This window comes from Streptomyces anulatus (assembly GCF_014650675.1).
Taxonomy (GTDB): Bacteria; Actinomycetota; Actinomycetes; order Streptomycetales; family Streptomycetaceae; genus Streptomyces; species Streptomyces anulatus.
The window spans coordinates 87,263-99,697 of the sequence record NZ_BMVK01000018.1 but is presented as its reverse complement, the minus strand read 5'-3'; the positions used below and the strand labels follow the sequence as shown (position 1 = coordinate 99,697).

Sequence of the window (12,435 nt, the reverse complement as noted above, 5' to 3'; positions counted from 1 at the left end):
GGGGCTCACTCCGCGACCCGCCGCACCGTGCGCAACAGGTAGTCCTTGCGGTGCAGCGGGTCGTGGTCGGTGCGCGGGCGGTCCGGGACCGGGCCGGTCACCGGGCGGTGGCCGGCGAAGGCGGACTCCAGCACCCCCTCGCCCCGGGTCGACCCCGGCAGCAGCCGCTGGAGCTCGTGGACCCGGGCCGCCGGGATCTCGCCCTCCACGGTGCAGAGAGCACCGTGTGCCTCGGGCGGTCCCGGCTCCGCCCGGAGCCGGGCGAGGACCGGGACCAGTGCGCCGAAGGCGTCCGCGGGCACCTCCAGACGGAAGCGGTGCATCGGCTCGTACACCCGTGTGCCGGCCCGGCGCAGCGCGTCCATCAGGACCAGTGGCGTCAGACCGCGGAAATCGCCCGCCGTGCTCGACACGCTGCTGTAGCCGGAGTGCGTCTGGGTGACCACGCAATCGGTGACCTGCCAGCCGTGCATTCCCTGGCCCAGGGTGGAACGCACGGTCTCCTCGACCGCCCGCATCAAGGAAGGGGGCATGGAGCCGAGTTCCACGGCGCGGCGGAATTCCACCCCGCTGCCGTACGGGGCCGGGTCGACGCGCAGTCCGACGGTGGCGAGGAAGGGGTTGGGGTCCGTGTCGATGAACTCGGCGGCCTCCCCCGTGCCGGCCGGCCGTTCCAGGCAGATGGTCGTGGTCCCCCGGAAGATCACGTCCACGCCGAACTCCTCGGCCAGGGTCGCCTGGATGACCTCCTTCTGCACCTCCCCGTAGAGCGAGAGGGACATCTCCCCGCGGAGGTCGTCGCGGCGGACGGCGATCAACGGGTCCTGTTCGGCGAGACGGCCGAGCGCGGCGTACAGGGCGCCCCGGTCCTCGGGGCGTCGCGGGACGACGACCGTCTCCAGGGTCGGCGGGGCGAAGTGCCGGCGTCCGGCCTCGGCCCGGTCCGCGCCGACGCTGTCGCCGATCCGGATGCCGGCCGGCCCCTTCAGCCTGCCGATCCGGCCGGCGCGGACCGCCGGAGCCGGCACCTCACGGCCGTTCTCGAAAACGCTGACCGCCGAGACCTTGCCCTCGCCCTCCTGACCGTCCGGGCTGCGGAAACGCAGCACCTCGCGGGCGCGCACGGTCCCCCGCACCATACGGACGTACGCGGTCCGCTCGCCGTTCGCGGTCCGGTCGACCTTGAACACCGTGCCCCGGGCCGGCGCCTCCGGATCCCCCGTGGCGGCGGGCAGCAGTCCGGTGATGCCGTCGACCAGGGCGTCGATGCCCGCGCCGGTGGCGGCGGAGCCGAAGAAGACCGGGTGGACGCGGCACCGGGCGGTCTGTTCGGCCAGCGCCCCGAGGAGCCGGGCGTGGGTGAGACCCGCCGGGTCCTCGACGTACGCGCTCAGCAGCTCGTCGTCGTGCCGGGTGAGCAGGTCGGCGAGCGCACCGGTGAAGCCGGGATCGGACCCGGTGAACGGGGTGCTCGTCGCGGACCGGGTGCCGAGGTCCCGGGCGGAGCCCATCGCGACGACGTCCGGGGAGAGCCGTTCGGTGATGCTCGTCAGCAGCGAGCCGTACCGTGCGCCGGGCCGGTCGGTCTTGTTGACGAACAGCAGGGTCGGGATGCGCAGTCGGCGCAGGGTGCGCAGCAGGACGCGGGTCTGCGCCTGGACGCCCTCCACCGAGGACACGACCAGGACGGCTCCGTCGAGCACGCCGAGGACCCGCTCCACCTCGGCGATGAAGTCCGGGTGGCCGGGGGTGTCGATCAGATTGACCGTGGTGGCGCCGAGGGTGAAGGAGACGACGGCGGACTTGATGGTGATGCCGCGTCGGCGCTCCAGGGCGAGGGAGTCGGTCTGTGTGCTGCCGTCGTCGACGCTGCCGATGGCGTCGATGGCTCCGGCGGTGTGGAGGAGCCGCTCGGTCAGGCTTGTCTTACCGGCGTCGACATGCGCCAGGATTCCCAGGTTCAACGTGTGCACGGAGCTTCATGTCCTTGAGAGAAAGGTCAGTTTCTGTCGGGAGGGACACGAAGGCTCGGCGCATGTTTCGGACTCCTGGGTCGTACCGGTGGACTGCCGGAGTGAATCAGGGGGCCGTCGGAGGCCGCAACCGGTTATCCGCGGCGCGCAGGTGCGGGAAGCGCCATTCGGTGCGGCTGCGCAGGGTCTCGCCGGGGCGCAGCACGGTGGTGGGGTGACCGGGGCGGTTGGGCGAGTCCGGCAGGTGCTGGGTCTCCAGGCAGAGCGAGCCGTGGCGCCGGTGGCGGCGGCCGGAGCCGTCGGTGAACGCGCCGTCGAGCTGGTTGGCGGTGTAGACCTGGAGGCCGGGTTCGGTGGTCCAGAGCTCCAGGGTCCGCACCTCGCCGGGGGCGGTGAGGCGGGCGGCCCGGCGCAGGGTCCCGGGGGCGGCGGGGCGCAGGACCCAGCAGTGGTCGAAGCCGCCGGCCCGCCGCAGTTGGGCGTCCGGGTGGTCGAGGCGTTCACCGATGCGCCGGGGGGCGGTGAGGTCGAAGGGGGTGCCGGCCACCGGGGCGGGCGGGCCTTCGGGGATGGAGCCGGGGTCGATGGGGAGGTAGGCGTCGGCGTCGACCTGGAGGGTGTGGCCGAGGACGTCGTCGTCGCCGAGGTTGAGGTAGGAGTGGTTGGTGAGGTTGACGACGGTGGGCCGGTCGGTGACGGCCCGGTAGTCGACGGCGAGGGTCCCGGCGGTGTCCAGGGTGTAGGTGGCGGTGACGTCGAGCGCTCCGGGGAAGCCCATGTCGCCGTCGGGGCTGTGCAGGGTGAGCCGGAGGACGGCGGCGGTGTCGGTACGGTTCCCGGTGGCCTCCCAGACCTTGGTGTGGAAGCCGTCGGGGCCCCCGTGGAGGGCGTGGCCCCGGTCGTTGGCGGGGATGTGGTGCGTGGCCCCGTCGAGGGTGAAGCGGCCGTGGGCGATGCGGTTGGCGTACCGGCCGACGACGGCCCCGAAGTACGGGTTCTTGTCGGTGTAGTCGTCGAGCGCGGGCAGCGAGCGGACGACCGGGCCGGGGCTGCCCGCGGTGTCCGGCACGGTGAGGCTGTGCAGGACGCCGCCGTAGGTGAGGATCTCGGCCCGGACGCCGGCGCCGGAGTCGAGGGTCCAGAGGTCGATCTCGCTCTGCCCGTGGGCGCGGCCGAACGGTTTGCGGTGCACGGTGGGCATGGGGAGTTCCTCGGGGAGTGCGGAAGGGGGCCCGCCAGGGCCGGCCGCCCGGCTTCCGCTTGCCGGGCGGCAGGTGGACGACAGGCCCTAGGGGGTGTCTTGTCGATCAGGCCGGATCAGGGAGCGGGGTCCGGTGCCGTACATCGCAAGGCGGAGGAGGGAGTCGACGCGGAGCGTCGGGGACCGACGACAACGCCGCGAGGTGCGGTGCCGGACCCCGCGAGCCCGGCCTGATCGGCAAGACACCCCCTAGCGGGGCGTGGTGGACTCGCGGACGACGAGCCGGTAGCCGGGGCGGGGCCGCCGGGGTTCGGCGACGGGGGTGCCCGCGAGGCGTTCGACGAGGCTGTCGACGGCGAGCCGGGCGATGGCCGTCTTGTCGGGCGCGATGGTGGTGAGGGTGGTGGCCCCGTACCGGCTCTCCTCGATGTCGTCGAAGCCGACGACGGCGATGTCGTCCGGGATGGCGAGGCCGCGTTCGGTGATGGTGCGCATGGCCCCGGTCGCGATCATGTCGTTGTACGCGAACACGGCGTCGGGCCGCTCGCCCCGGTCGAGGAGGGAGGCCATCGCCGCCGCGCCGTCCTCGCGACCGTAACCGTCGGTGACGACGACCAGGGATTCGTCGGGTTCGATGCCGGAGGCGGCCAGTTCCTCGCGCCAGCCGCGCAGCCGGAGGTGGGCGGGCTGGCGTTCCTGGCCGGTGCGGGAGCCGAGGAAGGCGATCCTGCGGTGGCCGAGGGCGACGAGGTGGGCGACGGCCTCGCGGGCGGCGGCCACGTTGTCGATGGCGATGTGGTCGTAGGGGGCCTCGTACTCGCGCTCGCCGAGCAGCACCAGGGGCGCGGTCTCGGTGCGGGCCATCAGGTCCTCGGTCTCCAGGTGGATGGGGCTGAGGATGAGGCCGTCGATGACGTGGGAGCGGAATCCCTGGCAGACCAGCAGCTCCTTCTCCCGCAGGCCCGCCGTGTGGTCGACCAGGACCGTGTAGTCGTGCCGGGCCGCCGCGTCGACGACCTCGCCGGCCAGCTCCGCGAAGTACGGGTTGCCGAATTCGGGGACGGCGAGGGCGATGATGCCGGTGCGGCCCTTGCGGAGATGGCGGGCGGTGAGGTTCGGCCGGTAGCCGAGCTCGTCGATCGCCTGCTGGACCTTGGCCCGCATCTTCGGGGTGACGTGCTGATAGTTGTTGACCACGTTCGACACGGTCTTGATGGACACGCCCGCCCGTTGAGCTACGTCCTTGAGGCTGACGCCCACGGCACTCCTTGTTGCTTGGTTCGACTCGGCCCGGTCCGTACGGTTCAGGTGGTTCTCCGGCTGCGCGCGAGGTAACGCTGCGCCACCACGACAACGATAAGGAAGCCGCCGCTGACCACCGACTGGTACGAGGAGTTGAGTGAGCCGATCTGGTTGATGAGGTTCTGGATCACGGCGAGCAGCAGGACGCCCCAGAGGGTGCCGCTGATCGATCCCGCGCCGCCGATGAGGAGGGTGCCGCCGATGACGACGGCGGAGATCGCGTCGAGTTCCATGCCGACGCCGACGATGGTGACGCCGGAGGAGAGGCGGGCGGCGTTCAGCGCTCCGGCGAGTCCGGCGAGCAGTCCGCTGAGGGTGTAGACGAGGATCTTCGTCCGGGCGACGGGCAGGCCCATCAGGGTGGCCGCGTCGCTGCTGCCGCCGACGGCGAACAGGGTCTGTCCGAACGAGGTGCGCTGGAGCAGGAGTCCGCCCGCACCGAAGAGGGCCAGGGCGATGAGGATCGGGTAGCCGAAGCCCCAGACGCTGCCCTGGCCGAGCTCGGCGAAGGCGGAGTCCTTGGGCACCAGGTAGGTGGTGGCGCCCTCGTCGGTGAACGCGAGGAGCATGCCGCGCGCCGCGAGGAGGGTGGCGAGCGTGACGATGAAGGGCGCCATGTTCGCGCGGGCGATGAGCAGTCCGTTGAGCAGCCCGATCGCGCCGCAGACCACCAGGGGTACGAGGAGGGCGGCGAAGAAGCCCCATTGGGAGGCCCAGGCGGCCAGCACACCGCCGAGGGCGAAGACGGAGCCGACGGAGAGGTCGATGCCGCCGGTGATGATGACGAGCGTCATGCCGAGGGCGACGATCGCGAGGAACGAGGCCTGGACGGTGACGCCCCGGGCGTTGTCGAGGCTCGCGAACGTCGGGTAGACGAACGAGGCGATGAGGATCACGGTCAGCAGGACCGCGAGGACGCCCTGGCGCTGGACGAGTTCGCCGATACGGGATCCGGTGGAGCGCTCGGGGCGGAGCTCGGGGCGCGAGGGGGCGTTCTTGAGGGGTGCCGGGGCCTTCGCCGCGGGCACGGTGGCCGGTGGGGTGTTGTTCATCGGGACCTACGCTCCCGGGCGACGTAGACGGCGGCGATGATGATGGCCGCCTGGGCGATCTGTGCGGTGGAGTCGGGCAGGTCGTGCTTGACGAGGGTCGCGCGCAGCAGCTGCATCAGCAGGGCGCCCGCGACGGTGCCGAGAACCCGGATGGAGCCGCCGTTCAGCGGGGTCCCGCCGACGACGACCGCCGTGATGGCGGAGAGTTCCATGAGGGTGCCGAGCGAGGACGGATCGCTGGCTGTGAGCCGCGCGGTGGCGAGGATGCCGGCGAGGGCGGCCATCACCCCGCAGAGGATGTAGACGCCGATCAGGACGCGCTTGACGGGCAGTCCGGACAGCGCGGAGGCCGAGCGGTTGCCGCCGATGGCGACGATCTGGCGGCCGAAGGTGGTCCGCTGCACCAGGAAGGCGACGGCGAGCGCGAGGACGCCCGCGATGAGGACGACCGTCGGGATGCCGAGGAAGGAGCCGGTGCCCAGCGCGAGGATGTCCGGGTTGACGATCTGCTTGAGCTGGCCGTCGGCCATCACGAGGGCGAGGCCCCGGCCGCCGACGAACAGGGCGAGGGTCGCCACGATGGGTTGCAGTCCGACGAGCGAGACGAGGGTCCCGTTGATCGCGCCGACGACCGCGCCGGCGAGCAGCGCGATCAGGAGTGCGGGGACCAGCCCGTAGCCGAGGTAGAGCGGCAGCAGGGCGGCGGCGAGCGCCATGGTGGAGCCGACGGAGAGGTCGATGCCCTCGGTGCCGATGACCAGGGCCATGCCGAGGGCAACGATCACGATGGGCGCGACCTGGACGAGCTGGGTGCGCAGGTTGTCGGCCGTCATGAAGTGCTCGGTGAACAGCGCGTTGAACAGCAGCACGACGGCGACGGCCGCGTACACCCCGTACTCCTGGTACCAGGCGGGGTCGCGCAGCCGGGCCAGGGGCTTCGCGGCGGGGCGTGGCAGGGTGGCCTGGGTGGTCATCGGGGGTCCTCCTGGGCGGCCGGGGCCTTCCCACCGGAATCGGGCGTGTGGTCGGCGAGGACCGTGTCGGGCGTGTGGTCGGCGGGCACGGCGCCGGGCGTGTGGTCGGCGAGCACTTCGAGCAGGCGGCTCTCGTCCACCTCGTCGCCGGCGAGTTCACCGGCGACCGCGCCGCCACGCAGGACGACGATGCGGTCGGCGCCCTCGATCAGCTCCTCGATGTCGGAGGAGATCAGCAGGACGGCGAGCCCTTCGCGGGCGAGTTCGTCGATCAGGCTCTGCACCTCGGCCTTGGCGCCGACGTCGATGCCCCGGGTGGGCTCGTCGAGCAGCAGCACCTTGGGTTCCAGGCAGAGCCAGCGGGCGAGCAGCACCTTCTGCTGGTTGCCGCCGGAGAGTTCGCCGACCTTCTGCTCGGGGCTGGAGGCCTTGATCCGCAGCCGCTTCATGAAGATGTCGACGACGCGGTCCTGTTGGGCGCGGGAGACGATGCCGCCCCTGGAGAGCCGGGGCATCGCGGCGAGCACGATGTTCTCGCGGACGGAGAGGCCGGGGACGATGCCCTCGGCCTTGCGGTCCTCGGGGAGCATGCTGATGCCCGCGCGGATGGCCGCGGCCGGGGTGGGGCGGCCGAGGCGCTTGCCGTCGACGGTGATCTCGCCGCCGTCCAGGGGCAGCGCGCCGGTCAGCGCCTTCGCGGTCTCGCTGCGGCCGGAGCCCAGCAGTCCGCCGAGTCCCAGCACCTCACCGGCGTACAACTCGACGGATATGTCGTGCAGTTGGTGGCGGCGGTCGAGGCCGGTGGCGGTGAGGACGGGGGTGCGTGCGGCGTCGTGTCCTTCGGCGGCGAAGCCGGTGAGGCCGTCGCGCCGGACCTCGGCCATGTCGCGGCCGAGCATCATCGAGACCAGTTGCATGCGTTCCAGCGGGGCCAGTTCGCCGGTGTGGATGTGGCGGCCGTCGCGCAGGACGGTGACCCGGTCGCAGATGCGGTAGAGCTCGTCCATGCGGTGGCTGACGTAGAGGACGGCGATGCCCTGGCCGCGCAGGTTCTCGATGACCCGGAAGAGGGTCTCGACCTCGCGGGGCTCCAGCGACGAGGTGGGTTCGTCCATGATGACGACCTGGGCCCGTACGGAGACGGCGCGGGCGAGCGCGACCATCTGCTGGGTGCCGATGCCGAGCGTGTGCAGGGGCCGCTTGGGGTCGACCCGGACGCCGAAGCCGTCGAGGAGCTCGGTGGTCTCGCGGTTCATCCGGGCGAAGTCGATGAGCCCGAAGCGGTTCTTCGGCTCCCGGCCCAGGAAGATGTTGCGCGCCACGCTCATCAGCGGGACGAGGTTCACCTCCTGGTAGATGGTGGAGATCCCGGCCTGCTGCGCCTCGAACGGGCGGGCGAAGCGGACGGGTTCGCCGCTCACGCGCACCTCGCCCTCGTCGCTCCGGTACACACCGGTGAGCACCTTGATGAGGGTGGACTTGCCGGCCCCGTTCTCGCCGACGAGCGCGTGGACCTCGCCCGCGCGCAGGTCGAAGGAGACGTCGTCCAGGGCGACGACGCCCGGAAACCGCTTGCTCACCGAGCGGGCTTCGAGAACGGGGTCCGCCACGGCGGCGGCACCGGCCCCGGGGGTCTCCGGGCGCTGGGGTGTCGCTGGGGTTGGTGCCATGAATCCTGGCCTTCCGGTGTTACGGGAATGGGACCGGGCCGCCGGGCGCCCCGGGGTGCCCCGGGCGTCGCGGCGGCCGGCCGTCCGACGGGGTCAGTACGCTCCGCCGAGCGATTCCTCGGCGTTGGCCTCGTCGTACTCGCGGTCGGTGATGATCACGTTCTCGGGGATCGCCTCACCGGCGTAGAACTTCTGCGCGGTGGCGAAGGCGAGCGGGCCGAAGCGCGGGTTGGACTCGATGACGGCGTTGTACTCGCCGTTGACGAGGGCCTGGACGGCGTTGCGGGTGCCGTCGACGGAGACGATCTTGACGTCCTTGCCGGGCTTCTTGCCGGCGGCCTTCAGCGCGGTGACGGCTCCGAGGCCCATCTCGTCGTTCTCGGCGTAGACGGCGGTGATGTCGGGCTTGGACTGGATGAGCTGCTCCATGACCTGCTGGCCCTTGTCGCGGGCGAACTCGCCGGTCTGCTGGGCGACGATCTCCAGGCCGGGGGCCTCGGCCTTCACCTGGTCGACGAAGCCCTTGGTGCGGTCGGTGGTGACGTTGTTGCCGGACGCGCCGAGGAGGATGGCGACCTTGCCCTTGCCGCCGGTGACCTTGATCATCGCGTCGGCGGCGCGCTTGCCCTGCTCGACGAAGTCGGAGCCGAGGAAGGCCACGTAGTCCTTGCAGGCGGTGGAGTTGACCTTGCGGTCGATGGTGAGGACGGGGACCTTCTTGGCGGCCGCCGCCTTCAACGCGGGCTCCAGGCCGTCGGAGTTGAGCGGGGCGACGATGAGGAACCGGGCTCCCTGGGACAGCATGTCCTGGATGTCGCTGATCTGCTTGGACAGCTGGGACTGGGCGTTGGTGGTGAGGAGCTTCTTGACGCCGATCTTCTTCGCCTCGTCCTTGATGGACTGGGTCTCGGCGATCCGGAACGGGTTGGCCTCCTTCTCCGACTGGGAGAAGCCGACCACGGCGTCCTTCAGGTCCAGCTTCGGGGCGCCGTAGGTCTCCAGCTTGCAGCCCGAACCGGACGAGGAATCGGGGGTCTTGGCCTCCTGCGCTCCCTGACTGCTGTCGCCGCCCGCGTTGTTGGAGGTCTCCGACTTGGCGCAGCCGGCGGCGGCCAGCGTGGTGGCGGCGAGGACGCAGGCCACGGCGAGGGTACGGGATCGACGCTGGATCATCATGCGCGGAACGCTCCTTGGCGGGTTGACGGCACGCTGATCGGCGTGCGGTCGGGCATGCGGGACGAGGCATCGGCTGTTCTGCGGCTGATGCCACTGCATTCCTCACTCCCCTGCTCCGTACTGCGGGAACAGTGGTCGTGAGAGCCTGCGCGGCCTGTCGGCGGCTCGGTTTACAACGTTATATATGCGGTGCGGCACGGGCGGCAAGAGCGATGTCGATGCGTTTCCAAAAAGTGTCGGCAGACCGCCGGAACGCGCACGGGGTCAGCGACTCCCCCTTCGGCAAAGGCTCTGCGCGAGGTCTGGACACCCGCCCGACGCCGTGCTGTCATACCGCCGGACGCCTGATTTTCAACGTTGCAAGAACGGCTGCCGTCCGACCGCCCCGCCGCGCGATGGCGGCCTCCGGCGTGCGCCCGGCCGCCACTGCCCCGCGTCCGGTCCGCCCTTCGGCCCCACCACACGCCCGGCAGGGGCCCGTTCGCCGCTCCGCCGCACGTCAGCCGTACAGCGCACCGCCCAGCGCACCGCCCCGCAGCCCCGCCCCGCACGGCCACAGCGCCGTGCGGCCATCCCCCCACCGAGCCCGGCCGAGGCACTGGCGGCCGGGCCGAGAGCAGGAGCCGCACCGATGCCCCTGAACCGCAGACAGCTCATCACGACCGCGGTGGCGACCGCCGTCGCCACCGGCGCGACGAGCCGGTGGGCGACCGCCGCGACGCCCGACCGCCACCGGATGCCGGCCGCCCGGGGCGGCCACTACTCCCCCAACGCGGCCCCGCTGCACCCCACCGCGTTCCTCAAGCTCCCCCCGGGCAGGGTGAAGGCGCGCGGCTGGCTGGCCGGGCAGCTGAAGCTCCAACTGGAGGGCCTGTGCGGCCGGTACGAGGAGTTCTCCCACTTCCTCGACTTCACGGCCACCGGCTGGGTGCGACCGGAAAGGGGCGGCTGGGAGGAAGTCCCGTACTGGCTGCGCGGATACACCGATCTCGCGATCGTCACCGGGGACCCGACCGCGCTGGCCGCCACCCGCCGCTGGATGGACGCCGTCCTCGCCACCGGGCAGTCCGACGGCTTCTTCGGCCCGAAGGCGCTGCGCACCTCACTGAACGGCGGCCCCGACTTCTGGCCGTTCCTCCCGCTGATCCAGGCGCTGCGCTCCTGGCAGGAGTACAGCGGCGACACCCGGATCATCCCGTTCCTCAGCAGGTTCTTCCGCTACATGAACGCCCAGGGCCCGGGGGCCTTCGACACCAGTTGGATCGCCCTGCGCTGGGGCGACGGCCTGGACAGCGTCATGTGGCTCTACAACCGGACCGGCGACGCGTTCCTCCTGGACCTCGTCGACAAGATCCACCGGTACGGGGCCGACTGGGGCGACAACCTCGTCAATCCGCACAACGTCAACATCGCCCAGGGCTTCCGGGAGCCCGCCCAGTTCGCGCTGCGCAGCGGCTCGGCCACCGACACCCGTAACACCTACGGCACGTACGCGAAGGCCATGGACGCCTACGGGCAGTTCCCCGGCGGCGGCTTCGCCGGCGACGAGAACGCCCGGCCGGGTCACGGCGACCCCCGCCAGGGCTTCGAGACCTGCGGCATCGTCGAGTTCATGGCGAGCCACCAGCTGCTCACCCGGATCACCGGGGACCCGCTGTGGGCGGACCGCTGCGAGGAGCTGGCGTTCAACTCGCTCCCGGCGTCGCTCGACCCGTCGGGCAGGGCGGTGCACTACATCACCTGCGCCAACAGCGTGGACCTGGACAACGCGCCCAAGCGGGACCGCCAGTTCCAGAACGGCTTCGCGATGCTGGCGTACCTGCCGGGCGTCGACCAGTACCGCTGCTGCCCGCACAACTACGGAATGGGCTGGCCGTACTTCACCGAGGAACTGTGGCACGCCACCCCGGACGGCGGGCTGGCGGCGGCGATGTACGCGCCGAGCGAGGTGACGGCGAAGGTCGCGGACGGCACGGAGGTGACGTTCACCGAGGAGACCGGCTACCCCTTCACCGACACGGTCACGCTCTCCCTGACCTCGCCGAAGCCGCTGCGCTTCCCGCTGGTCCTGCGCGTCCCGGCCTGGTGCGCGGACCCGGAGATCCGGGTCAACGGGCAGCGGGTCACCGCCCCCGCCGGACCCGCCTTCACCCGGATCGAGCGGACCTGGTCCAGCGGCGACGAGGTCACCCTGCGGCTGCCGCAGCGGACCGCCGTACGCACCTGGACGGAGAACCACGGCTCCGTCAGTGTGGACCACGGGCCGCTCACGTACTCGCTCCGGATCGGGGAACGGTACGAGCGGATCGGCGGCAGCGACACCTTCCCGGAGTACGCGGTCCACGCCACGAGCCCCTGGAACTACGGCCTCGTCCTGGACCCCGCCCGCCCCACCGCGTCCCTGCGCCACCGCTCCACGGGCCGGTCCCCCGGCGACGACCCGTTCACGCTGGAGGGCACTCCGCTCACCCTGACGGCCCGCGCCCGCCGCATCCCCGAGTGGACGGCGGACGACGAACAGGTGGTCGCACCCCTGCGACCGAGCCCGGCGCGCTCGACCGAGCCGGTCGAGGAGGTCACCCTGGTGCCCATGGGCGCGGCCCGGCTGCGGATCACGTCGTTCCCGACGGCCGCGCCGGACGCCGAACCGTGGCTCGCGGACCGCTGGTACCGGATCGCGAACCGGCACTCGGGCAAGGTGCTGGGCGTGGACGGCATGTCGACCGCGAACAGCGCGCACGTGGTCCAGTTCGGCGACACGGGCACGGCCGATCACCTGTGGCGGCTGGTGGCCAACGGGGACGGCTGGTACCGGATCCGCAACCGGAACTCCGGCAAGGTGCTCGGCGTCGACCTGATGTCGACCGGGAACAGCGCGCACGTCGTGCAGTTCGACGACAACGACACCGCCGACCACCTGTGGCAGCTCGTCCCGGACGGCGACGGCTGGTACCGGATCCGCAACCGGAACTCGGACAAGGTGCTCGGCGTCGACGGCATGTCCACGGCCGACAGCGCGCACGTCGTCCAGTACGACGACAACGGAACGGCGGACCATCTCTGGCGGCTCCTCTGACAGCCGGTCCC

8 protein-coding genes are annotated in these 12,435 nt (G+C 71.6%); 1 reads left to right on the top strand and 7 read right to left on the bottom strand.

The features are described 5' to 3' along the window. Nucleotides 1-5: 5 nt before the first annotated feature. From IE272_RS32030 to IE272_RS32000, 7 genes are all read right to left on the bottom strand, one after another. Nucleotides 6-1,973, bottom strand: coding sequence for an elongation factor G (locus IE272_RS32030; RefSeq protein ID WP_190009248.1), 1,968 nt, complete (start codon nucleotides 1,971-1,973; stop codon nucleotides 6-8). Between the two features lie 106 nt (nucleotides 1,974-2,079). Then, nucleotides 2,080-3,174, bottom strand: a complete 1,095-nt coding sequence (locus IE272_RS32025; RefSeq protein ID WP_190009246.1) for an aldose epimerase family protein — start codon at nucleotides 3,172-3,174, stop codon at nucleotides 2,080-2,082. Between the two features lie 249 nt (nucleotides 3,175-3,423). Then, nucleotides 3,424-4,434, bottom strand: a complete 1,011-nt coding sequence (locus IE272_RS32020; RefSeq protein ID WP_050362656.1) for a LacI family DNA-binding transcriptional regulator — start codon at nucleotides 4,432-4,434, stop codon at nucleotides 3,424-3,426. A gap of 44 nt (nucleotides 4,435-4,478) precedes the next feature. Further along, nucleotides 4,479-5,528 (bottom strand): ABC transporter permease, encoded by a 1,050-nt coding sequence (locus IE272_RS32015; protein ID WP_190009244.1) that lies wholly within the window; start codon nucleotides 5,526-5,528, stop codon nucleotides 4,479-4,481. Then, a complete protein-coding gene (locus IE272_RS32010; RefSeq protein WP_050362658.1) occupies nucleotides 5,525-6,502 on the bottom strand; it encodes an ABC transporter permease in 978 nt (325 codons plus the stop codon). The genes IE272_RS32015 and IE272_RS32010 overlap by 4 nt, the downstream gene beginning before the upstream one ends. Continuing rightward, nucleotides 6,499-8,172, bottom strand: a complete 1,674-nt coding sequence (locus tag IE272_RS32005) for a sugar ABC transporter ATP-binding protein (RefSeq protein ID WP_190009242.1) — start codon at nucleotides 8,170-8,172, stop codon at nucleotides 6,499-6,501. The genes IE272_RS32010 and IE272_RS32005 overlap by 4 nt, the downstream gene beginning before the upstream one ends. A 93-nt stretch (nucleotides 8,173-8,265) precedes the next feature. Then, nucleotides 8,266-9,348 carry an ABC transporter substrate-binding protein gene (locus tag IE272_RS32000; protein ID WP_190009241.1) on the bottom strand — a complete coding sequence of 361 codons (1,083 nt, stop codon included), beginning with the start codon at nucleotides 9,346-9,348 and terminating at the stop codon, nucleotides 8,266-8,268. A gap of 631 nt (nucleotides 9,349-9,979) precedes the next feature. Between IE272_RS32000 and IE272_RS31995 the strand changes: the two genes are divergently transcribed. After that, on the top strand, nucleotides 9,980-12,424 hold the full coding sequence (locus IE272_RS31995) for an RICIN domain-containing protein (RefSeq protein ID WP_190009239.1): 2,445 nt from the start codon (nucleotides 9,980-9,982) through the stop codon (nucleotides 12,422-12,424). The last annotated feature ends 11 nt before the right edge of the window (nucleotides 12,425-12,435 follow it).